This window comes from Chryseobacterium sp. D764 (assembly GCF_019317325.1).
Taxonomy (GTDB): domain Bacteria; phylum Bacteroidota; class Bacteroidia; order Flavobacteriales; family Weeksellaceae; genus Chryseobacterium.
In genome coordinates this window covers 2,472,962-2,496,054 of record NZ_CP079219.1, presented here as the reverse complement: position 1 = coordinate 2,496,054, position 23,093 = coordinate 2,472,962, and the positions used below count along the sequence as shown (strand labels likewise).

General features: G+C 35.3%; 22 protein-coding genes. 9 read left to right on the top strand and 13 right to left on the bottom strand.

The genetic code is table 11. The features are described from left to right. The first annotated feature begins 89 nt into the window (after positions 1-89). Entirely contained in the window at positions 90-1,301 is a 1,212-nt protein-coding gene (locus KYG33_RS11275) for a hypothetical protein (protein WP_219071758.1), read from the top strand. Positions 1,302-1,395: 94 nt separating this feature from the next. On the opposite strand, the gene KYG33_RS11270 is transcribed toward KYG33_RS11275, so the two are convergent. Together KYG33_RS11270 and KYG33_RS11265 are read right to left on the bottom strand one after the other, a co-directional pair. Then, entirely contained in the window at positions 1,396-2,580 is a 1,185-nt protein-coding gene (locus KYG33_RS11270) for an oxygenase MpaB family protein (RefSeq protein ID WP_180564553.1), read from the bottom strand. Between the two features lie 59 nt (positions 2,581-2,639). Then, a complete protein-coding gene (locus KYG33_RS11265) occupies positions 2,640-2,981 on the bottom strand; it encodes a hypothetical protein (RefSeq protein ID WP_219071757.1) in 342 nt (113 codons plus the stop codon). Positions 2,982-3,121: 140 nt separating this feature from the next. Here KYG33_RS11265 and KYG33_RS11260 point away from each other — a divergent pair, with 140 nt between their 5' ends. Further along, positions 3,122-4,042 carry a hypothetical protein gene (locus KYG33_RS11260; RefSeq protein WP_219071756.1) on the top strand — a complete coding sequence of 307 codons (921 nt, stop codon included), beginning with the start codon at positions 3,122-3,124 and terminating at the stop codon, positions 4,040-4,042. Positions 4,043-4,142: 100 nt separating this feature from the next. Here KYG33_RS11260 and gap read toward each other — a convergent pair whose 3' ends face one another. The 4 genes from gap to KYG33_RS11240 form a co-directional block, all read right to left on the bottom strand. After that, on the bottom strand, positions 4,143-5,147 hold the full coding sequence (gap, locus tag KYG33_RS11255; protein ID WP_047386314.1) for a type I glyceraldehyde-3-phosphate dehydrogenase: 1,005 nt from the start codon (positions 5,145-5,147) through the stop codon (positions 4,143-4,145). Between the two features lie 32 nt (positions 5,148-5,179). Next, positions 5,180-6,166 carry a 6-phosphofructokinase gene (gene pfkA / locus KYG33_RS11250; RefSeq protein ID WP_149387061.1) on the bottom strand — a complete coding sequence of 329 codons (987 nt, stop codon included), beginning with the start codon at positions 6,164-6,166 and terminating at the stop codon, positions 5,180-5,182. An 83-nt stretch (positions 6,167-6,249) separates the two neighbouring features. Beyond that, the gene (locus tag KYG33_RS11245; protein WP_077418998.1) at positions 6,250-7,128 is read right to left on the bottom strand and encodes a DUF4846 domain-containing protein; all 879 of its coding nucleotides are present in this window, start codon (positions 7,126-7,128) and stop codon (positions 6,250-6,252) included. Positions 7,129-7,199: 71 nt separating this feature from the next. Next, on the bottom strand, positions 7,200-7,541 hold the full coding sequence (locus KYG33_RS11240; protein WP_219071755.1) for a winged helix-turn-helix transcriptional regulator: 342 nt from the start codon (positions 7,539-7,541) through the stop codon (positions 7,200-7,202). A gap of 96 nt (positions 7,542-7,637) precedes the next feature. Between KYG33_RS11240 and KYG33_RS11235 the strand changes: the two genes are divergently transcribed. Then, positions 7,638-8,438 (top strand): DNA alkylation repair protein, encoded by an 801-nt coding sequence (locus tag KYG33_RS11235; RefSeq protein WP_077419000.1) that lies wholly within the window; start codon positions 7,638-7,640, stop codon positions 8,436-8,438. 401 nt (positions 8,439-8,839) lie between these two features. Here KYG33_RS11235 and KYG33_RS11230 read toward each other — a convergent pair whose 3' ends face one another. Both KYG33_RS11230 and KYG33_RS11225 read right to left on the bottom strand, forming a co-directional pair. Further along, complete coding sequence (locus tag KYG33_RS11230; RefSeq protein ID WP_219071754.1) at positions 8,840-9,598, bottom strand: TIGR03915 family putative DNA repair protein; 759 nt, start codon at positions 9,596-9,598, stop codon at positions 8,840-8,842. A 164-nt stretch (positions 9,599-9,762) separates the two neighbouring features. After that, a complete protein-coding gene (locus KYG33_RS11225) occupies positions 9,763-11,022 on the bottom strand; it encodes a putative DNA modification/repair radical SAM protein (protein WP_219071753.1) in 1,260 nt (419 codons plus the stop codon). Positions 11,023-11,178: 156 nt separating this feature from the next. Between KYG33_RS11225 and KYG33_RS11220 the strand changes: the two genes are divergently transcribed. From KYG33_RS11220 to sucC, 5 genes are all read left to right on the top strand, one after another. After that, a complete protein-coding gene (locus KYG33_RS11220; protein ID WP_077419003.1) occupies positions 11,179-12,507 on the top strand; it encodes a hydroxymethylglutaryl-CoA reductase, degradative in 1,329 nt (442 codons plus the stop codon). A 166-nt stretch (positions 12,508-12,673) separates the two neighbouring features. After that, positions 12,674-13,744 (top strand): hypothetical protein, encoded by a 1,071-nt coding sequence (locus KYG33_RS11215; protein ID WP_219071752.1) that lies wholly within the window; start codon positions 12,674-12,676, stop codon positions 13,742-13,744. Between the two features lies 1 nt (position 13,745). Continuing rightward, complete coding sequence (locus KYG33_RS11210; protein ID WP_219071751.1) at positions 13,746-14,132, top strand: DUF423 domain-containing protein; 387 nt, start codon at positions 13,746-13,748, stop codon at positions 14,130-14,132. A 2-nt stretch (positions 14,133-14,134) separates the two neighbouring features. Next, positions 14,135-15,412 (top strand): chloride channel protein, encoded by a 1,278-nt coding sequence (locus KYG33_RS11205; protein ID WP_077419005.1) that lies wholly within the window; start codon positions 14,135-14,137, stop codon positions 15,410-15,412. Positions 15,413-15,543: 131 nt separating this feature from the next. Beyond that, a complete protein-coding gene (gene sucC / locus KYG33_RS11200; protein WP_047386334.1) occupies positions 15,544-16,734 on the top strand; it encodes an ADP-forming succinate--CoA ligase subunit beta in 1,191 nt (396 codons plus the stop codon). A gap of 93 nt (positions 16,735-16,827) precedes the next feature. Here sucC and KYG33_RS11195 read toward each other — a convergent pair whose 3' ends face one another. After that, a complete protein-coding gene (locus tag KYG33_RS11195) occupies positions 16,828-17,289 on the bottom strand; it encodes a hypothetical protein (RefSeq protein WP_219071750.1) in 462 nt (153 codons plus the stop codon). A 243-nt stretch (positions 17,290-17,532) separates the two neighbouring features. Then, the gene (locus KYG33_RS11190) at positions 17,533-18,417 is read right to left on the bottom strand and encodes a mechanosensitive ion channel family protein (protein WP_077419007.1); all 885 of its coding nucleotides are present in this window, start codon (positions 18,415-18,417) and stop codon (positions 17,533-17,535) included. 94 nt (positions 18,418-18,511) lie between these two features. On the opposite strand from KYG33_RS11190, the gene KYG33_RS11185 reads away from it, so the two are divergent. After that, positions 18,512-19,147, top strand: coding sequence for a peroxiredoxin (locus KYG33_RS11185; protein ID WP_077419008.1), 636 nt, complete (start codon positions 18,512-18,514; stop codon positions 19,145-19,147). 97 nt (positions 19,148-19,244) lie between these two features. Here KYG33_RS11185 and KYG33_RS11180 read toward each other — a convergent pair whose 3' ends face one another. The 3 genes from KYG33_RS11180 to KYG33_RS11170 all read right to left on the bottom strand — a co-directional run bounded on the left by KYG33_RS11180 (position 19,245) and on the right by KYG33_RS11170 (position 22,941). Continuing rightward, positions 19,245-19,835, bottom strand: coding sequence for an outer membrane beta-barrel protein (locus tag KYG33_RS11180; RefSeq protein ID WP_047379061.1), 591 nt, complete (start codon positions 19,833-19,835; stop codon positions 19,245-19,247). A 256-nt stretch (positions 19,836-20,091) separates the two neighbouring features. Then, on the bottom strand, positions 20,092-20,607 hold the full coding sequence (locus tag KYG33_RS11175; RefSeq protein WP_077419009.1) for a hypothetical protein: 516 nt from the start codon (positions 20,605-20,607) through the stop codon (positions 20,092-20,094). Between the two features lie 96 nt (positions 20,608-20,703). Continuing rightward, positions 20,704-22,941 carry a TonB-dependent siderophore receptor gene (locus KYG33_RS11170; RefSeq protein ID WP_219071749.1) on the bottom strand — a complete coding sequence of 746 codons (2,238 nt, stop codon included), beginning with the start codon at positions 22,939-22,941 and terminating at the stop codon, positions 20,704-20,706. Positions 22,942-23,093 lie beyond the last annotated feature (152 nt).

The window sequence follows — 23,093 nt, the reverse complement described above, 5'->3', positions numbered from 1 at the left end:
ATTTTTTATGTTGATCAGTACGAATGCCTTTTTATCCATTCATATAAAAAAATGCTTATCTTAAAAAAATTGTTTTTAAAGATTATTCTATGAACAGAAAATTAAAACGATTCCTGATCAAATCTTTTGCTGTATTAGCGGTGATGCATCTCGCTTACTTTATCTATGGCTATATAAAGTTTGAAGGTCTGCAAAAAATTGATATTTATACAGAGTTTTACAGATTCAAATTTTATGATGATGTTTCCATTTCTCACTTTTTTGTAACCAGTTTTTTTTTGTTTTTCTTTTTTGTTTTTCTCCTTAGAAATCATTCCCCAAAGAAAAATGAACCTTTAAATATTTGGAGAATGGGCATTATATTGTTATTTGTATCCTTTTTATCCCTCACTTTTTTCATCAGTTATAGTTTTGGGTTAAATGCAAAGCTACGAACTGAATTGCCTGAAAAGAATCTTAATAAGGACAAAACGCTACTGAACGTCTTACAGCCTTTTTTATACAACTATACTTCCTACAGTTCCGAAAAGCTATTTAATCCCAAAAATATTTTATACCCCAAACCTTATCCAGTAGTTGAACTGAGGGATACGGTATATTATGAGCCGGGTAATAATAAGGATTATTTCTCAACAGAATCCAGGTATTATAGTATTGATACCTTGAGAATCCTGAGTGCTGATTATAAAAAATTAAGCAATAAATCGAAATCGGTGCTTGATATTCTGGGGCTTGATGCCGAGAAGCTGGGAAAAAGATTAATTTCTAAAAAAGAGATGGGGGACAGTACTGAAATTCTATTTCAAGGAATCGAAGTACATCCTCAATATGATGAGAAAATGTGTATTTTCCTTGAAAATAAAAGCTTGTTTTCTTCATTGCATAATATCCCTGAACGGAAGCAGGAGTATGAAAATGCCGTCAAAAGATACAATTTGCTTTATAAAGATAATCAGGATTCGCTGCTAAACTCGTTGAAGAGGCTGGATGTTCTTTTAAAAAAATACAATATAGAAACACAGATAATTCCGAAACAGCTAACAAAAGATGTCTTTTATTACAGAGATCATCAGCAGGAGCCTCTGAATGAAATACGAAATACTTACGAAAGAAATAGGTTAAAAGAAAAATTTGAAACCCTTGACCGATTGTTCTACAAACCGAATTATCTTCATCCCTCCATTACAATTATTTTTATAGGGGTTGTCATTGGTGTCTGGATCATCTTACTTTTATTGTACTTGATCTGGAGTGTAAGAAACAGAAAGCTTATTACAGGAAACGTAAAGGAAAAAGAATAAATATAATATTGCCTCTTTTTCAATGAAATGGAGAGGCTCTCAATTTTTATTTTAAATAACTTCCAGCTTTTGATTTCCTTCAAAAATAAAGTTTTTAATGAAAATTTGAATTTTTGGTGATATTCAGGTAATCTTCCAGTACTTTCATCTGATCCTTATTTCCTCTTTTTATTCTGGCATCGCGACTTACGATTCTGTCATAAATCTTGTTGAAAAGTATCTTTGATTTTGGAAACAGATTTTTGTTGGAAACTTCCGGGATCTGCAGTCTTTTGCAGACTTCATCATCCAGCAGAAACCAGGTACAGCAAACGTGGAGATATTTTAAATTTTTCCTTTGAAACTCAAATTTTAAAATAGGATTTTCCAAAGATTCATTCAGCAGAGAGTGGGCAAGGAGTACAGAATCTTTATCGGAAGGAGGCTGAACAGATGTCCATAAATAAAAATATTCAGTAGCTTGCTTTTTGTTGTCAGGGAGAAGCTGTTCCGGAATGCCTAAAAGATAGCCTACATATTTCCACAGGTGAAAAATTCCCTGTTCTTCTTCAATGGAAAAACTATTTCCCAATTTTTGAAGACTGTGAAGAAAGACAAGACTAAAACCAATATACGTTGCCATCATATCCCAGGAGTTGATCGGCTCACCCCAGTTTTCGGTATCCCAGTCTTTATAATGTTTTTTTATGGAAAGTCTCGCATAAGAATGGATCAAACGGGTTTTTATAGCAAATTCATACCCTTTTGCATGAACTTCCAATGCATTATAGCGCGTAGCGTTTACCCAGAAATCCAATGTTTCCGAAAGCCTTTTCACAGCTCCTTTCTTCAAAGCTTCTGTAACAATAAGCGGTTTGTTGAGGTAAGCATAATCATAACCGCCAATCAGGCAATAATCTCTCAGGGAGATCAAAGAATCCAGGTTACTTCTCATACAGAGTTCTGCACCGCTTTTGAGTAAATTGTAATCAAGCCATTCCGGGACTTTTTGAGTTTGGGTGAAAAGCTTTTTTACACTTTCAGGAACAGAATCTGTTTCCGAAACTCCATTTCTGATGTATTGCTCAATTTCTCTGGATGCCTCATGAAATTTTTTAGTAAAATACACATCTCTTACAACCTCATCACCGACCTCATCAACATGATGAAAAAAAGGAGCGAATTTCTCGAATTTTTCAAAACTCACTTCTGCTCCGGAAAACTCAATAAGCAGTTTTCCGTTCCCACTTTCCCAGAAATTTCTGAAATGAGGAGCATCTTTATATCGTGGTTGTATCATGTTCATTCCTTTACCTATAAAAGTACAAGTTTTATGCTGAAGTTTTATGGTGAGATTTGTCAGGCTTCGATAAAGATTTTAGAGATATCCCCATTCAAAAGTTCCATGACAAACTCAATGTCATCGGGATGGATGAGGTCTATGATTTCTTTCAGGTGTACAGGATACTTATGGAGTCCGTGTATTTTCAGAATGTCTTCATGATGATTGCAGATGGGGCTGTCTGCGAAATTAATAACATAATAATAGAACTTTCCCGGCACGAAGATTTCTCCGATAAGGTGCTCAATAGCAGGAACGGGCAGGGCTCTGTTATCATTCTGTAAAATTTCAGGACAGTCATTCCATACTTTGGTGAGGGGATGCGGTTTTTTTGCATGAGTCAAATGTTTTTTCTCCATTGGTTGGTGTTTTCTTAAAAATAATAAAATTATGTTGAAAAATCACCCTTTTGTGGTATTTCGTGTGGTAGGTAAGTGTTGTAGCTTTAAATAAAACTAATGACCACTTCAAAAATTTTAATCTAAAAAAATAAATAACCATGAAAACAAAAATTTTATTATTGTTCCTGCTCGGATGGGTTGGGATAGTGTTTGGGCAGGAAAAAATTAATAAAAATAAAATTGATGAAAAATCGCAATTTATTTTTGATTACTTGACAACGACAAAAGGAGTTGATTGTACTAAAGATGGAATAAAACTAGAAGGTATAGAAGAATTAAATATGCCTACAAATGCAATTTTTACAATTGAAAAAGAAAATGATGATGGTAGTTTTGTTATAAAATTTTCAATATGGAAATCAAAAGATCACTTAGAAGATAATCTGACGTATTATTATAAACAAGTTGGGAAAAATACTAAAATATTAGACGCAATTAAAACAGAAGAATTTGATTTAAAAACTGGAAAAGCTGTTAAAAAAAATATTGTAGATAGTGAATCAAATGTTATAAATGTAACAGAAAGATTCTTTTTAGTAAAAAAAGATGATTTATTACTAAATGGATCGGTTTATAATCTTCCAAAATATGAATTTGTATTTGGAACCATTTCTTATTTAGCAAGAATTAGGCCTTCTGTAAAAGATATTCCCAGTTATTGGTCTACTGATTTAAATTTGGGATTTGCTTATGGTATAAAAAGGAATTTTAATAAGAATTGGGGAATTGCAGCTTTAGGAGGGATTTCATTTAGCAAAGCGAAAATTGATTCATTATCTACTTCACCATCAATTGATAAAAGCATTGAAAAAATTTCACTATCCCCAACTTTGAATATTTTATGTAATTACAAAAATTTTTTCATAGGGATTGGTGCTGGTTTTGATTGGATTAATTTAGATGACGAGGAATCTAAAAAATGGGTTTATAATAAAAAAATATTTTATGCTATAGGAATTGGAATGAATTTATTTTCTAGTAGTACAAGCGATACACCAAAAGCAACAAATTCTCCATAAGTCTTTATTATAGAGTAATTATTTAAAAATACTAATTGTACTATAACACAAAAAACCTTCCCATCGGGAAGGTTTTATATTACTTATTGTTTATCGCTTATTATAAAGAAGCAGCGTGTACAAGCATATCTACTAACTTGTTAGAGTAACCCATTTCGTTGTCATACCAAGAAACAAGTTTCACGAAGTTTGGAGAAAGCATGATACCAGCATCTTTGTCGAAGATAGAAGTTCTCTTATCTCCTACGAAGTCCTGAGATACTACAGCATCTTCAGTATATCCAAGGATACCTTTCAATTCACCTTCAGAAGCAGCTTTGATTACTGAACAGATGTCTTCATAAGAAGCAGCTTTTTCAATTCTCACTGTTAAATCTACTACAGAAACGTCAACAGTTGGTACTCTGAAAGACATACCTGTTAATTTTCCGTTTAGTGAAGGAATTACTTTTCCTACTGCTTTAGCAGCACCTGTAGAAGAAGGGATGATGTTGTTTAGAGCAGCTCTACCACCTCTCCAGTCTTTTACTGAAGGACCGTCAACAGTTTTCTGAGTAGCTGTTGTAGCATGTACAGTTGTCATTAAACCTTCAACGATTCCGAAGTTATCGTGGATTACTTTAGCTAAAGGAGCTAAACAGTTTGTAGTACAAGAAGCGTTTGATAAAATTTTGATATCATCAGTAAGTTCCTTGTGGTTTACACCCATTACGAACATTGGAGTATCATCTTTAGAAGGAGCAGAAAGGATTACTTTCTTTGCACCTGCATTGATGTGAGCCTGAGCAGTATCTTTAGATAAGAAAAGACCTGTAGATTCTACGATATAGTCAGCACCAATTTCATTCCACTTTAGGTTGTTAGGATCTCTTTCAGCAGTTACTCTGATTCTTTTCCCGTTTACTACAAGATCATTTCCTTCTACAGAAACTTCACCTGGGAAAATACCGTGTACAGAGTCATATTTTAACATGTAAGCCATGTATTCTGCATTAATAAGGTCATTGATTCCTACAACTTCAATGTTGTCTCTTTCAGTCATTGCTCTGAAAACAAGACGTCCAATTCTACCAAAACCGTTGATACCTACTTTAATTGTTGACATAATAGTTTGTTTTTATTAGATTATAAAAATAATTAGATTGCTAAAATTTTTGAAATCAGTAAAAGATCTTCATTGATTTCGTTATGTTTTTTAATGGCTTCTTCAATAGGCGTATACGTAAGATCGTTGGAACGCATTCCTGCCATTACATTGCTTTGTCCTTCCATTAATCCTGTTACAGCACCATAGCCTAATCTGCTTGCCAAAACTCTGTCTGCACAGCTTGGAGAACCTCCTCTTTGCATGTGTCCCAAAATTGCTACACGAATGTCATAATCAGGGAATGTCTGTTTTGTTTTTTCGGCAAGTTCATACACATTGGCTAGTTTTTCACCTTCTGCAACCACCACAATGCTTGATGCTTTTCCTGTTTTTTCTGCATCTCTGAATTTCGCGAAAAGTTCATCAATACTATCTTTTTTCTCAGGAATTAAAATATCTAAAGCTCCCGTTGCCAATCCACTGTTTAACGCAATAAAACCAGCATCACGACCCATAACTTCTACAAAGAAAACTCTGTTGTGAGAAGTTGCAGTATCACGGATTTTATCAATGGCATCCATGGCAGTATTCAAAGCAGTGTCGTATCCGATGGTATTATCTGTTCCGAAAATATCGTTGTCGATCGTTCCCGGGATACCGATTACTCTGATTCCGAATTCTTCATTAAAGATTTTTGCACCGGTGAAAGTTCCGTCTCCACCAATACAAACCAATCCGTCTATTCCAAGCTTTACGCAATTGTCATAAGCTTTCTGACGGCCTTCTTTTGTTCTGAATTCAGCGGATCTGGCAGACTTTAGAATTGTTCCACCCTGGTTGATTATATTTTTTACGGAACGGGCTCCCATTTTCAGGAAATCATTGTTGATAAGACCGTTGTAGCCTTCTCTCACCCCGTAGCATTCGATATTATAGTAATTGGCGGTTCTTACTACCGCTCTTAACGCCGCATTCATACCCGGAGAGTCACCTCCTGAAGTAAGAACTGCAATTTTTTTTACAGCACTCTCTTTCATCAAGAAAAAAATTTCGAACACAAATTTACAAAAACAAGTTCAGATTATCGTAGTAACTTTCCAATAGTTTTGAATATAAATTATTAAAAGCTTCTGAAGTTTGTAGGTTTAAAAAAATATCGTGCAGTTTTAGTTTCCTGAGCATCGATATCCAGGTCATACCAGGGTGTAAAATAGGGGTTAAAAGGATTGGAGAGTACATGAATAGATTGTGCCGGTGTAAATCCTTCACTCAATAAAAACAATCTTTTCCCTTCCTTATTGCGGCAGACACCGGAAATAAAAACAATATGTCCCGGACTTCCTGGTGTGATCAGAATATCTCCGGTTTTAAGATCTGAATTTTTTGTTACAGGTTTTGTTTCTTTATGTAATGAAATCGTTCCCGCATAATTAAAGATCAGATCCAGATAATTTCTGAAACTCTGATAAGAGTCATCAAAAGCCGCAGCTTTTCTGAAGCTGACCGAATTTCCACTGACAAATGCTCTCGTCCCGTTTTTGTAGTCATTCCAGCTGAGAAGATCACCACTGGTAAAATGAAATCTGATCGCGTCAAATTTTTTCGATTTATAAAGATATTCAGCCCTCATACGGATTGCCGCATCAGCACATTGCTGCAAGTCTTTATTTCCTGTATCAATATCAAAAACGGCTTCATGAAGATGCTGGGTAGAAATAGGAGTTCCGTCATATTTTAAAATTTGACTGGCATAAGGTTTCAGCTTAAAATTTTCAATAAAATATCCGAAAGAATCCGGTTTTTCTTCACTCCATTCATAGCCTTCAGGAGGAGAAAATCTTTCACGGATGGTATTTTTATCCTTATGGATTTTTAAAGCATTTTCTGCGATTAAATGTTCGTTCTTATCCGGTTCAGGCAGTAAGCGGTCTGATAACTTTTCTTTTGTACAGCCTGTGAGAAGTAAAAATCCTGTGATTCCAGTGATAATCTTTTTCATGTGTTTTTAGTGAACACAAATATCATTTTTTTTCGCAGATCTGCCAATACATAATCTGAAAATCTGTTAGTTTAATGGCCTTTTTTCTCCGGAATCAACAATTTTCCCCAATCATTCCATTGCCAGAGGATTTCCACCAGCTTTTCGCCAAGTTCTGTTAAAGTGTATTCAACCTTTGGGGGAAGTTCATTATAAGACTGTTTCGTTAGAATACCGTCTTCTACCATCCCCATCAATTGCTGATTCAAAACTCTTCGGTCCACTTTAGCGATACCGCGCAGAAATTCACTCGGACGTTTTTTTCCTTCATTGATCTGCCACACAATAGGAATTTTCCATTTTCCACTGATGGTATTAACGGCTACTTCCAACGGACAAATTTTATTTTCTTCAACTCTTTCCTTTGTTTCCATAAAATTGACTTTTTTATCCCTATGGGTGAAAAATATACGGTATTGCTTTTGTCCGGTTAGTTTCAGACTTTTGTAAAGATAATCATTAAAAACAGCATGTCAGAAAAACGAAAAGGGGCCCGTTCCATTAAAGATATTCCACCGGATATTCTGGAACAGCTGAATCGGGGAGAAATTGAAACCGCCAATCTTACAGAATGGCTTGCAGTAGATCAAAGGCTCTTGTTGGAAAATTTACTTCAGCAGAATAACCGGATTGACTATTTAAAACCTGTTTTAGAAAATGTAGATCAACTGAAAAAGCAAACTGTCAACACTGTTAAGGAAGCTATTGGAGTTGAGCTTTTAAATTTAACCATGAGAAATAATGATGACGAATTTTTGTTTGGACTCTCCACACATCCGGCAGATCTCGTACGTTGCTGGGCAGCTTATACCATTGGAAGAAACAATGACTTGAAACTTAAAGAAAAATTAAAAAGCATCCAGTCTTTCGCTTCTGATTCCCATTTTGGAGTGAGAGAGATCTGCTGGATGACTGTGCGTTCGGATATCTCAAAAAACCTTGATGAAAGTATATCTATTTTATCAGAATGGACTCAGCATAACAATGAAAATGTAAGACGTTTTGCCAGTGAATCTACCCGGCCGAGAGGAGTCTGGTGTGAACATATTGATGCTCTAAAACAAAATCCGGGACTAGGCCTTGAAATTTTAGAACCTTTACGATCAGATTCATCCCGATACGTACAGGATAGTGTCGGCAATTGGCTTAATGATGCCAGCAAATCACAACCTGAGTTTGTAGTGGAAATCTGTGATGAATGGCTTCGGGAAAGTTTCACAAAAGAAACCCAGTACATCGTAAAGAAAGCCTTGCGGACTATCAAAAAGTAAAAGTTATCCACAAATTGGAAATGTTGATTCGGTTTTTTAATATGTAGGTCACAGATTTACATAGGTTTATATACTCTTTTTATATTCCTTTTCTTCTTTGGGAATGACTTTGTTTACTCAATTTTCACATAAAAATTGATGTTGAAATATTTTCAATATTAACTATATGTTAATTGAAAAAAGTTATCCACAATATGAGTTTTCGATTAATGTGGATTCTATCTGTCACTAAATTAATAATTTAAATAAAATAAAAAAATGAAGACCTGAAATACAGTCTTTTCTTTGCCGGAAAAAAAAGTTATCCACAATATGGAATTATTGAGCGTAATTTGAGCTCATATGATAAGGATTCAAGATAAACTTATCTGTAAAAATCGCATTACCTGCTGCCGATTATGTTACCATTTTTCAGTCAAATATTTCCAGTATCTTTTCGGAACATGCTGAATATGCAGTTTCATATTCTTTCGTTCCACAATATTGGTTTTTGTAAAATAACGCTGCCAAAGAGTTTGGTAATTTTTCTCTTCATCATGGAATTTCTGCTGATAATTATTGAAATCAATTCTTTCTTCAGGATAGAAAAAGTCACAGGTATCCAGATCATAAAGAATTCCGTAGTTTCTTCTCAGATCATAGATCATCCATTTCTGATCTTGATACCGGTCATTAAAATGTTTTCGGATTAACGGAAGAACATTGAAGTCGGGATCTATTTTAGAGAAGAAAACATCATCTTTCATCTTTTCAAAGCGGACAAAAGCTGTCATTCTATGTCTTTCCCTGTCTACAGATTTCCCGATTTTAGAAATTTTTAAAATATCAGAATCTGCAAAATTTTCAAGAATATTTTCTTCCGGATGCTTGATAGATTGCCTTACAGCAGATAAGATGAGGTTTTCAAGATCGGGTTCCTCTGATAAAAAAACTTTTAAAAGCTTATGGACGCCCACTTTCCCGATATTCTGTTCCAATTTGTTGAGAACCCGCTCAGATTTTTCCGTTTGAGTAATAACTTCATGAATTTCCGCAAAAATATTTTCCTGATGAAAACGCTCTCTGCTGAAAATTTCTACCTCTTTATAACGATATTCGAAAACTTCAAATATCGTGGTGAAAAGACCATCGAAACTTCCATCATAGAGTAGGGTTGTCATATATTTAGCTTAAAATTAAATTTAGTTGGCTTGTCATTCTGAACGATATAAAATGAAGTAAAGAATCTGGTTACTGAAGAGATTCTTCCTTCGTCAGAATGACAACAATGTTTATTATAAATTTGTGGCCTTTCGTGAAAATATTGGTGTGATTTGTGTTGAAATCAAAATAAACTCAACTGTTGTGAGAATTGATTGTGAAACTTTGATGAGCTTCCACCTATCAACAGTTTTCTGAAGTTTTTATCTGTTAAATACCTTAAGTATGCGTTACCTGCATTGAAATCAATAAAATATTTTGCGCGGTTTACAGCTGCTCCTAATTTTTTTAAATGATCCATTGTTAAAATCTGAAAACGTCTTGCACTGATGATTTTTTGAGCCGTTTTTACTCCAATTCCCGGAATTCTTAAGATGATTTGGTAGTCGGCAGTCTGAAGGTTAACAGGAAACTGGTCCAGATTCCGCAATGCCCAGCTTAATTTTGGATCTACTTCCAGGTCGAGAAAAGGAATATTCGGATCTAAAATCTCTTCTGCTTTAAAACCATAAAATCTCATCAGCCAGTCACACTGATACAATCGGTTTTCACGAAGCATAGGAACTTCAGTTGTTAAAGAAGGTAACCGCTGATCTTCCAGAACCGGAACATATCCTGAATAATAAACCCTTTTCAGATTAAAATTTTTATAAAAATGATCGGCAACTTTAATGATCTGGAGGTCGTTTTCATTGGTTGCTCCTACAATCATCTGGGTAGACTGCCCTGCAGGAGCAAATTTGGGAACTTTCTTTAAGACTTTCTTTTCATCCTGATATTGGGTAATTCCTTTCTGAATATACCGCATTGGGTTGATCATATCTTGTCTGTTCTTTTCAGGAGCCAATAGCTTTAATCCACTTTCTGTAGGGATTTCAATGTTTACTGATAAACGATCTGCGTACAGAGCTGCTTCCTGCATAAGATCATCACTCGCTCCAGGAATAGATTTCAGATGAATATAACCGTTAAAGTTTTCTTCGAGGCGCAGCTTTTTGGCTACTCTCACCAGACGTTCCATTGTTGTGTCTGCATTTTTGAATATTCCTGAACTCAGAAATAGACCTTCAATATAGTTTCTGCGATAAAAATTGATCGTAAGATCTACTACTTCTTCTACTGTAAAAGCTGCTCTTTTGATATCATTTGAACTTCTGGAAACACAGTACGCACAATCATAAATACAATGATTGGTCAGGAGAACTTTAAGAAGAGAAACACATCGTCCGTCTTCCGTATAAGTGTGGCAGATTCCACTTGCGGAACTGTCTCCTAAAGCTCCTTTTTTATTCTTTCTGGAGCCACCGCTGGATGAACATGAAACATCATATTTCGCTGCATCAGCAAGGATTTCCAGTTTTTCTTTAAGACGGTCAAAATTCATATTTTTAAATGATTGATATGTTTTGTATCTGAATTGTATTTAAATTTTGTTCAAATTTAGTTCCAAAATTGATAAAAGTCAATCTTTTTTCATAGAAGTTATCAACAAAAAAGAGCCTCAAAATCATTATATTTACGGCTCATTAAAGTTTATATCATGAATCATAAACCAATCGAAGGTTTTTCCAAGCTTCCAAAGCAGGGGAAAATCGACTGGCTCGTAAACGAATATCTTGAAGGAAACCAGGAATATCAAAATATATTAAAACAATATTGGAATGATGATGCAGATCTTCAGAAGCTTCACGATGAGTTTTCTGAAAATACCATCTCCAATTTTTATATGCCTTACGGAATTGCTCCGAACTTTTTGATCGACGGAAAATTGTTGGCACTTCCAATGGCTGTTGAAGAAAGTTCAGTAGTAGCGGCCGCTTCCAAAGCTGCGAAATTCTGGATCGATAAAGGAGGTTTTAAAACAACGATTATCAACACTGAAAAACTGGGGCACACCCATTTTATTTTTGATGTTGAACCTCACAAATTACTGCATTTCTTTAATTTCAGTTTAAAGAAAAAATTACTTGAAGCGACAGAAGATATCACGGCGAACATGAGAAGACGCGGTGGTGGTATTTTAAATATCAGTCTGGTGGATAAAACTGCAGAAATGCCTAATTACTACCAGCTGAAAGCAAGTTTTGATACCGTGGATTCAATGGGAGCTAACTTTATCAACTCATGTCTTGAGCAGTTTGGGAAAACTTTGAGACAGGAAGTGGCAACCAGCGAGGACTTCACTCAGGAAGAAAAGAATTCACTGCAGATTGTGATGAATATCCTTTCCAACTTTACGCCTGACTGTATCGTGAGAGCTGAGGTTTCCTGTAAAATGGAAGATTTAAAAGATGACAGCGGAATTTCTCCTGAAGAATTCGCTTCTAAATTCAAACAGGCAGTCACTATCGCAGAAATTGAACCTTACCGTGCAACAACTCACAATAAAGGAGTAATGAATGGGGTAGATGCTGTTGTAATCGCTACCGGAAATGATTTCAGAGCAACAGAAGCCTGTGCACACGCCTATGCTGCAAGAGATGGGCAATACAGATCTTTGACACACTGTACAACAGACAACGGAGTATTCAGATTCTGGATTGATCTTCCTATTTCTGTAGGAGTTGTAGGAGGACTTACGAATCTTCACCCTTTGGTAAAATTCTCGTTAGCACTTCTTGGAAAACCTTCTGCACAGGAACTGATGAGTATTCTGGCAGTTTCAGGTCTTGCACAGAACTTTGGGGCATTGCGTTCTCTGGTAACTACAGGAATTCAGAAAGGTCATATGAAAATGCACTTATTGAATATTCTGAACCAGTTGGGAGCTACGGAAGAAGAAAAGCAGCACTTTGTAACGTATTTCAAAGATAAGACAGTGAGCCACCATGAGGTGATCAATGAATTTAACAGAATGAGAGGAAACTAATGTTACAGATCATTTTGCCCATTGTATTCCTTCTTTTTGGGTTCTTTTTAAAGAAAACAAATCATGAAGGTTTCAGAAGCTCCAAGAGATTTGCCAATATGTTTATCATACTGGGAATTTCTACATTGGTTGCTAAGTTTATTCTAATGTACCTAAAATCGAAATAGTGAAAAAAAGTATTGTATTTTTCTTACTGATTTCCGGGTTAAGTTTTTCACAACAGCAAAAAGTGAAAATAAGTAATCTGCGGCCAAAAACTGAAAACGCTGTTTTTCCGGTTGTTTCTTATCCTGAAAATCCGAGAGTAGAAAATAAAATCAATACATTTCTGCAGGTAGATCAGCTGGAATATGTTCCCGGATCTGACGGTAATCCTTTTAAACTGGCTTCTACAGCAACAAATTCCTATTCAAACTATGTTTATTTTTATAGTTGGGATAAGATTGAGACTCCTAAAAATATTCTGAGTATTGCAATAGATGGTGAAGCTTCAGGAGCGTATCCGGAAGAGTTTACAGACTGGAAAAATTTCGACCTGAGAACCGGAAACTATATCAACCCTGAAGATTTATTTCAAGCAGAGAGCTTTAAAACCATCAATGGTTTAATTCAAAAGAGAATTCAAAAAAGAGTTGGTGATTTTTTAAACCAACTGAAATCCGAAAAAAATCCTTCGGAAGAAACTCAGAATCAAATTGCTCTGTATGAAGATTGTTTCATGGAGTATACTTTGAACGGCATCAAATATTTTTTCGGAAAGGATAAACTTACTTTTGTAGCAGGTAGATGTTCTAATCATGCGATGAGGGCATTGGATGATCTGGGAAGCCACGAAATAGAATTTACTTATAAAGAGCTTGACAAATATTGGAGTTCCTATGCAAAAAACTTGATTTCCGGTTCTGAAAAACTTAACAAAACAAGTCCTGGCAATAAATTGTTTAAAGGAAAAATTGATGGTAAATATCCCATTACAGTTCTGATTAACGGAATCAATGAGGATGATTCGTTTTCAGCAATGTACTGGTATGATAAGAATAAAAAACCTATCAATTGGAGAGGAGAATTTATCCATGATCATTTTTCCATTACAGAAGATGATTATCATAGCGAGGAACTGAAGGAATGGATTCCAAGAGCTTTGATAGAAGCCGATTTGAAAGGAAATAAAATCATAGGAACTTGGCAAGATTATAAGACAAAGAAATATTTAACCTTAGAATTAGAAGAGTTATAAAATGAAAACAATTACTTTAGTTTTTGGAGCGGTTTACGGAATGGTGTCTGTGATCCTGGGGGCATTTGGAGCGCACGCTTTAAAGAAAATATTAGCTGTGGAAAGACTGGAAAGTTTTGAAACAGGAGTAAGGTATCAGATGTATGCAGCCTTTTTTCTGCTGATCATCGGGTATATCTTAAAATTTGAAACTTCTGCTGAAAAATGGACTGCCATTTTAATGATTGCAGGAACATTGTTGTTCTCAGTGAGTATCTATTTCCTGAGTATGCAGGATTATTTGGGAATGAACCTTAAATTCTTAGGACCTATCACTCCGCTTGGAGGTCTGATGATGATCTTAAGTTGGGGAATGCTTATCTTTTATTTTGCTAAAAACAGAATTTAAGAATGAAAATTAACAGAAGAAGACGGTTAATAAAAACATTCAATCTCTTAGATCAACCCATCAGATTCAATCCGTTTGTATTCAGCCGTACTTTTTTTATGTGGGCTGTTACAGGCCTTGTAGGTGGTATTATTGCCGGAGGATATTGGATCGTATTGGAACATTTCACTGAATTCCTGGCCGAATTTCAAGGCTGGCAAGTGATTCCGACAATGGCAATCTGCGGGTTATTGGCTGGGTTAGTGATTCATTTTATCGGTGATCCGGGAGAAATTCATTTGATCGTTAATAACATCAGATTCAATAAGGGAAAACTGGAGCCTAAGAACAATCCATCAATGATCCTTTCATCTTTATTTTGTGTAGCATCAGGAGGAAGTTTAGGGCCTGAAGCGCCTTTGGTACAGGTCACCGGATCTACGGGAACCTGGCTGGGGAAAATTTTCAGATTGAAAGGCGAAGAGCTGCGTTCTTTGAGTATTGCCGGGATGGCTTCTGGTTTTACCGCATTATTTGGAGCTCCGCTTGGAGGAAGTCTTTTTTCCCTGGAAATACTGCATCATAAACATGCGGTAGAATATTATAAAGCCATTATTCCTGCGTTGGTAGCAAGCTGTTTCAGTTATCTGATGTTTGCTTTGATTATCCATTTAGGAATCGGGGCAACCTGGGATCTGAAAGCGTATCATTATACAGGAGTATATGATTTTCTATATGCTGCACTGTTCGGAATTGTGGGAACATTTTTTGGATGGATTTTCATTTTTGTAGTCAAATTTTTCAAGAAAGTTTTCGAATACAGAGCGTTCCCAATATATATTAAAACATTAGTAGGAGGAATTATTTTAGGAATCATTGCCTATAATTTCCCTATTACAAGATACTTTGGACATAACGAGATCAATCAGCTGATCGGTGGCAATTTCGGATTGAATTTTTTAATCCTGATTTTGGTTTTTAAAATACTGGCTATTGCCATTACGGTAACTTCAGGATGGAGAGGAGGATTTATCATTCCGCTGTTCTTTGTAGGAACAACATTAGGACTCATTATTCATAATTTATTTCCAGGTGTAGATACCACATTAGCGATTGTAAGCTGCATGGCAGCAATCAATGCGTGTGTAACAAGAACACCGATGAGTACTACCATTATCTTAGGAACACTTACCGGGTTTACCTATTTTGTACCAATATTATTTGCGAGTCTTACAGGATATTTTCTGGCTCCAAGAATTCCGTTCATCGGATCACAATCTGAGAAATTAGTGGAAGAATAAAGGAAATTTGAATGATATGTTAAAAATCAAGTCGATCAGACTTTAATTTTTAAGTCAATAAACTTGAACTTCCATGTCTTTTTAGTAAATTTGTCAACCTTTAAATATTAAAATAAAATAATAAAAATAATATGAATCTTCACGAGTATCAATCAAAAGAGATTTTATCAAAGTATGGAGTAGCTATCCAACGTGGTTTCGTTGCAAACAACGTAGAAGAAGCTGTAGCAGCTGCTGAAAAATTGACTGCTGAAACCGGAGCACAGGCTTGGGTTGTAAAAGCGCAGATTCACGCAGGTGGTCGTGGTAAAGGTGGGGGTGTTAAGTTTTCTCCAAACATGGATAAACTTAAAGAGAACGCTCAGAATATCATCGGAATGCAGTTGGTAACTCCTCAAACTTCTGCTGAAGGTAAAAAAGTACACTCTGTTTTGGTTGCAGAAGATGTTTATTATCCAGGAGAATCTGAAACTAAAGAATTTTATGTTTCTATTCTTTTAGATAGAGCTGAAGGAAAAAATACAATCGTATATTCTACTGAAGGTGGTATGGATATTGAGCACGTTGCAGAAGTAACTCCTCATTTGATCCACAATGAACTTATTGATCCGGCTATCGGTCTTCAAGGATTCCAGGCTAGAAAAATTGCTTTCAACCTAGGTCTTGAAGGAAATGCATTCAAAGAATTTGTGAAATTTATTTCATCTCTTTACAATGCTTATACAGGAATTGATGCTTCTCTTTTCGAAATCAACCCGGTATTAAAAACTTCTGATAACAAGATTATCGCTGTAGATGCTAAAGTAACTTTAGATGACAACTCATTGTTCCGTCACAAAGATTTAGCTGAACTTAGAGATACAAGAGAAGAAGATCCAATGGATGTAGAAGCTGGTGAAGCTGGTCTTAACTTCGTAAAACTAGATGGTAACGTTGCTTGTATGGTAAACGGAGCTGGTCTTGCAATGGCAACTATGGATATCATCAAATTATCAGGTGGTAACCCTGCTAACTTCCTTGACGTAGGAGGTACTGCTGATGCTCAGAGAGTACAGACTGCTTTCGGAATCATCTTAAGAGATCCAAACGTAAAAGCTATTTTGATCAACATCTTCGGAGGTATTGTAAGATGTGACAGAGTTGCTCAGGGAGTTGTAGATGCTTACAAAGCTATGGGTAGCCTTCCGGTTCCATTGATCGTAAGATTACAAGGGACTAATGCTGTAGAAGCTAAAAAATTAATTGACGAGTCTGGTCTTCCGGTACACTCTGCAATTACTTTAGAAGAAGCTGCAAACAAAGTAAAAGAAGTTTTAGCTTAATCTGAAACTTTCAAATAAATAGAAAACCGTTCCATTTTTGGAACGGTTTTTTTTGTTATTATTTTAAGTGTTGAACATTAAAATAATATGATTTTATTTCTTGAATTCTTCCAGCCAGTAAAGATCCAGAACATTGGGTGCAATTTTTAAATCCGGCCTGAAAATCAATATTCCTTTTACAAAATTTTTGAGTAACAGATTCCCATTTGTAATCACTATATCAATATTTAAATTGACAGTTTTTCGGGTGGCTTTCTTTAATGCAGGCTCAAAGAGATGAATGCATAAACTAGGAGCAGATTCATCATACTCAGTCAGTAACACATCATATTTCCCCGATTCCGGATTTGAATGAAGCTCAGCATAGGTTATGGAATATAAAATGTCCCGGTTGCAGTAATGGTGGATTCCTTTTTCATCAACAATAATATGGGTAGTTGTATTTTTGGAATTTTTCTGAAAAAGCATCCAGACACAAAAACTTAGGATTGCCATAAAAAGGACAATTAAAACAATCTTTATTCCTACAGAGATTTCTTTTGCATTTATTACCATTACAGCCATTATTATAACGGATAAAGGGGTCAAAATTAAAAAAGATCCGCCAATTATCTTAATCAATAAAGCAAGCCCTTTTGAAGTTTTTGATTCAATAGGTAGGAATGAATTGGATTGTGATGACATTATTTTGTGGATTAAGATCTTATATAAAAGTAAGAAATTATGTAATAACAATTTGGATCCAAAAACGAAGGGAGTATATACCTTAATTAAACCGGTGAATTAATATGAAAACATTTATTTATCCTGGTTTTCATGTAAATTATTCTCCCCATTGGTAATACTGATGCTTGTAGGCGTTACCAGCTGAACTTTATCCACATCAAAACGCTCTTTAATCCCTAAATAAGCCTTACTTCTTACCTGAGCCAGGTTAGCACCCACTTTTATCCAGAACTTCACCTGAAGATTAAATGCACCTTGTTTCAGGTCTGTAAAGATGACCTCAATGGTGTCTAGCTTATCCACATTGTCAAGGTTTTTAATCACATCCAGAATTCCTTTCTGTGCTATACTGATATCTTCATCAGCTGGAATTTCAAAATTTAAAATAATCCTGCGCTGTGGGGAAGCAGTAATATTATAAAACGGCGCATTGAAAACAACCTGATTGGGAATATAAGCCTTCTTTCCATCATCAGTAAGAATTTTGGTCGTTAAAAACCCGATTTCCTGTACCGTTCCTGAATGTGCTCCAATGGTAATGTAATCGCCTACTTTATAAGCTTTATCAATTCCAATCAGCATTCCGGAGAAAATACTGGATACAAGATCTTTCAGGGCAACCCCTGCAATAACCCCTGCAACTCCCAGACTTCCGATAAACTTCCAGAGAAAGCCGCTGAAACCCATTATTTCAAGGGCAATAAAAGTTCCCATCAGCATGATCAGGAATCTGAAGATACTGATTAAAGTAACTAATGAACTCTCTTTTTTGCTCTTCGGGAAGAATTTGTGGAAGAGTTTTACGGCTATCTGGCTTAAATATTTACTGGTGATCAGGAAAAATGTAAATACTAAAATTCCGACAATAAGTTTGGGGGTAAGCTCAGCAAATGTCACATACCAGTTTTCCAATACTTTATAAACAAGATCTACATACCTGAGTCCGGTCTTCTCCATGAATAAAATTTTAATTAAAGATATAAATTTTCATCAAAAAATTTGCCAGTTCCAAAAAGTCTACTAAATTTGTAGACTATAAAAGAAACGCATTATGTCAATTAAACTAGGAGATACGGCACCCAACTTTCAGGCAGAGTCATCTTTAGGTGATATCAATTTCTATAATTATCTGGGAGATTCCTGGGGGATTTTGTTTTCACATCCTGCAGATTATACCCCGGTATGCACTACAGAGTTGGGATATACTGCAAAATTGCAGTCTGAATTTGCTGCCAGAGGAACGAAAGTGATTGCTTTAAGTGTAGATGGAGTAGAGGATCATCAAAACTGGGTAAAAGATATTAATGAAACTCAGAATACCAATGTCCGGTTTCCTATTATTGCTGATAAAGACAGAAAAGTTTCAGAGCTGTATGATTTTATTCATCCTAATGCTTCGGTGACGGCTACTGTACGTTCTCTTTTGATTATTGATCCTTCCAAAAAAGTAAGACTGATTATTACCTATCCGGCCTCTACAGGAAGAAATTTTGACGAAATCCTTAGAGTGCTGGATTCTCTACAATTGGTAGATAATTATCACGTAGCCACTCCTGTTAATTGGGAAAATGGAGAAGATGTCATTGTTCCGCCAACGATTTCTACAGAAGAAGCACGCAAGATATTCCCAAAAGGAGTGACGGAAATAAAACCCTATTTACGATACACGCCACAGCCCAATACATGATTTATTTGATTTTTTATAGTTTAGTTTTAATTTGTACGAAAAGCGCCCCGGAATAAAATTCCGGGGCGCTTTCATTTTTTTATAAGTATTTCAGTGATTACTTAACGTCGTTGATGATTTGTTTTGCTTTAGACGTTGGAAGGTAAATCTGGAATCCTAAACCAAAAGTAATTTTGTTAGTATATCCACCGCTTCCGAATCCTGCATTTGCATCATATTTCACTAAACCTTCCAATCCGATGTTTGGAGTGATGAAGTAAGAATAACCAGGCCCGAATCCGAAGTTAAGACCGTTAGAAGAAGAACCTCCTTTAGAGATTGACATCCCTCCAACACCTACGTTACCTTCGAAGAACCATCTTCCGTGGTGAAGCAAGTTGTTTACTCCTTGTTCTCCTGGGTTAAGGTAATAACGCCCTAATGCTCCTACATTATATGTAAAAGTAGTGGGTGCATCTTTAGCTCCTTTGAAGCCTAAATCCACATATCCCCCAACTGCAATATTATCTTCAATGAAATATGCTCCTTTTGGCTGAATTGCAAAGTCGTATCCTGCTCCTTCATTTAAACCAAAATTTGCCCCTGCAAGGTTACCCCCTACCATCCAATTACCTTTTTGAATCTGAGCGTTTGCGGTTGCTGTTAAACCTGCTACGGCTAATATCCCTGTTAAAATAAGTTTTTTCATAATTTATTATTTTAATAATTAAATGTTTATTATTCACGTGTTATAGAAAAAACAATAAATGTGCCAGACTCTTAATTTTAGATAATTTTTCTAAATAAACGTTAATATTATCAGGAAGTTATAATTCATCTTTTTAACATATTCGCTGAGGATTCCATAATGATAAAGAAAATAAAAGGTGGGTTTTAAAAAGAAAATGATAAAAAAGAATAATAATTTCAAGTGCTTTTTTCCTTTTGTTCAGTTTCCTGATTATTTAAACAAATAAAAGGATTATAGATATGATCAGTCCTGCAATAGTAAACTTGATTCCGCGTTTGAAAGCTTTGGTTTTAGGATTAAACATCCAGAAACTTGAAATTACAAAAAAGAAAAGAGAAACTCCGAAGAATACACTTAGAGGAGATATAGCATCCTTTGACTGTGACTTGTGAAGGGAAACCATTTTATCTAATACGAAAGGTAATTCTTTCTTGGTATACTTTGCTTTTCCGGTTGCACTGTCATAAGTTCCCTGTTTAAAATAAAGAATGCTTCCTTCTGTTTTTTCCACCTCAAGACCTTTCATCTTCAGTTCTTTTTTCAGTTCTTTTTCAGAAAGATTGGCTGCAATGTTCTTTTCATATTTTTTTTCGTTCTTCAGAAAATCAGTGTCTCTGTACACCAGAAGGATTCCACTTAATGAATACACGGCCATAATTCCGGCAAGGAAATATCCCAGATAACGGTGCGTAATTCTCATGAAACTTCTTGTGTCTTTAATCTTATCCATATCTTATTGTTTTGTTTTTGTTTTAAAATTTCAAAAGTGGAAACTGCAAAAATGCAATTTCCACTTTTAATGAAAGAATTATTATAAAAAATAATTCTAAAGTCTATATGTCAGCGTGAAATAGTAGTTTCTCGGAGTGATAGGATTCACTGAATAATTTTCGTGAACATTATAGTTTTCGACATCAAACAGGTTGCCCACTTTCCCTTGGATTGAGAATTTTTTCCACTCATACCCTACAGATACCATTACGGTAGTGTAATCTTTTAAAGCAAATGATCTACTGATTCCATTACGCGCACCTAAGCCGGTAGAACCATTTTTAGTATCATTCCATCCAGCTAATCTATCACCGATGAAGTAAGCTCCTGCGCCTACTTTCAATCCCTTTGCAAAACGTGTGAATTTATAAAATACAGAAGCGTTAGCTGTTGTAGCTGGTGTTCTTACCAATCTTTGTTTCTCAACATATCCAAAACCGTCTGGTGTATCAAGATATACAGAGTTGTTGTAAGAGAATCCTCCAATAATGGATAAATTTTCTGTTGGATTTCCAGTGATATCCAATTCAACACCACGGCTTCTCATTTTTCCTGCGAATTCTTTATAGAATGAATCTGAATTCGCCTGCCCATTTGCTAATTGAGGTGCAGTTTGGTAATAATTATTATAAACAATTTGATATACTGTTAGGTTTACAGCTAAAGCATTATTCCAAAAATTCTTTTTTACTCCTGCTTCATATTGATCAATAGTAGTAGGCTTTAATGCTTGCTCATAAATGTCTTTTCCAGTATTTTGAGCAAAAGAATTGGTGTAGGTTGCAAATACAGAAAGGTTATCATTTGGCATATATACTAAACCAGCTTTTGGAGAAAATGCTCTGTCTGATATAGCAGTATTTTTTTGATCAACATCTCCAAGGTCGTTTGAAAATGTGTTTTTAGTATTAGTCATTGTTTCTAAATAAGACCATCTTAAACCAGCAATTACTTTAAACTGTTTGGTAAGGCTTATGAAATCCTGAATGTAAATACCAAATCTTTGTGTAGGAATTCTTGTTCTGTCTTTTAAAGAAGCATCAGGCATTTTTCCACTAGCCCAACTTGATGAATCATCTAAATAAAGGTTGTTATTAATGGGTGAAGTATTGCCATTAGTCCCATAAATAGTTGGATTGGTATAAGTGTAGTTATTTTGAACACCATAGTCTCCATCAGTACCAATTAAAACCTTATGATTGATTTTTCCGGTATTGAACTCTCCATTAATATTAACTTGTAATGAAGTGTAATTTTGTTCGTTAAATGTTTTATTTAAAGGTCTTTGCCAGAAAAGACGGTTCGTGTTCTTTTCATATCCCCATTGTACTCTTTCAGTAGAATAGTAGTCCTTAGTATAATTCTGATAAGAAGCTACAGTATTTAATGACCATTTTTCAGTAAACTGATGATTAAAAGTGATGTTGGTAGAAACTTGTTCTACATTTTGATATTGCCAGTCGGCTCCTAAGAAAGCATTTTTAGGGAGTAGGTCATTGATTTTATAACTTCCATCAGGATTGGTGATGGATCCAAGACCGAAATCAGGAGTAAAATTATTCTTAAGATAATCTGCTTCAACGATCAATTGCGATTTTGGGCTTAAATTGAAAAGGAATGAAGGATTGAAGTAATATTTTTCTGATTCTACAACATCTCTGAAACTTTCTGCATATTCGTAAGCTCCATTTATTCTGAAAGCAATATTCTTTGATAAAGGGCCGTAAATATCAACTGTTGGTTTATAAGAATTCCAGCTACCACCATTTAATCCAATACTTCCACCAAAATTGAATTTAGGCTTCTTTGTAATCATGTTGATGATACCACCTGCAGCAGCATTACCAAATAACATTGCATTTGCCCCTTTTAAAACTTCAACTCTTTCCAGACCACTTACTTCAGGAAAAACGCCGCTATTTACTCTTGTTCCGTTTTTGAAGATATTATCATTTCCTAAAATGAAACCACGTCCACCAAAGCTATCCTGAGAATTTCCTCTGGATGAAGTAACATACATCCCGTTTACATTCTGAAGAACATCACTAAGCTGTTTTGCTTGTTGCTGCTCAATGATTTCGTGGGTAACAATAGCAATAGGCTGTGGATTTTCCATTACCGTCAGGTTTGATTTTGTAGATAATGGTCTTGCCTGGTTAGGATTTCCTGTTTTGTGAAGATTAATATCCTCAATGGTCTGAGTTCTGATGGTGTCTGCTTCCGCATTTTTCATCTGTGAACTCGCTGAAACAGCGATAAATAGAAGACCTAAAGAAAGTAGTTGTCTTTTCATTTTATTTTTATGTAGAACAGTTTTAAATAAGGCGCAAATGTAAGTATTTGTTTAGAATAGATAAAAATAAATTTATGATTTAAATCATATTCTTGCAGCTGATGAGATGGATTATTTCTATACCTTCTTTAGACTGGAGAATAGAGAATTTT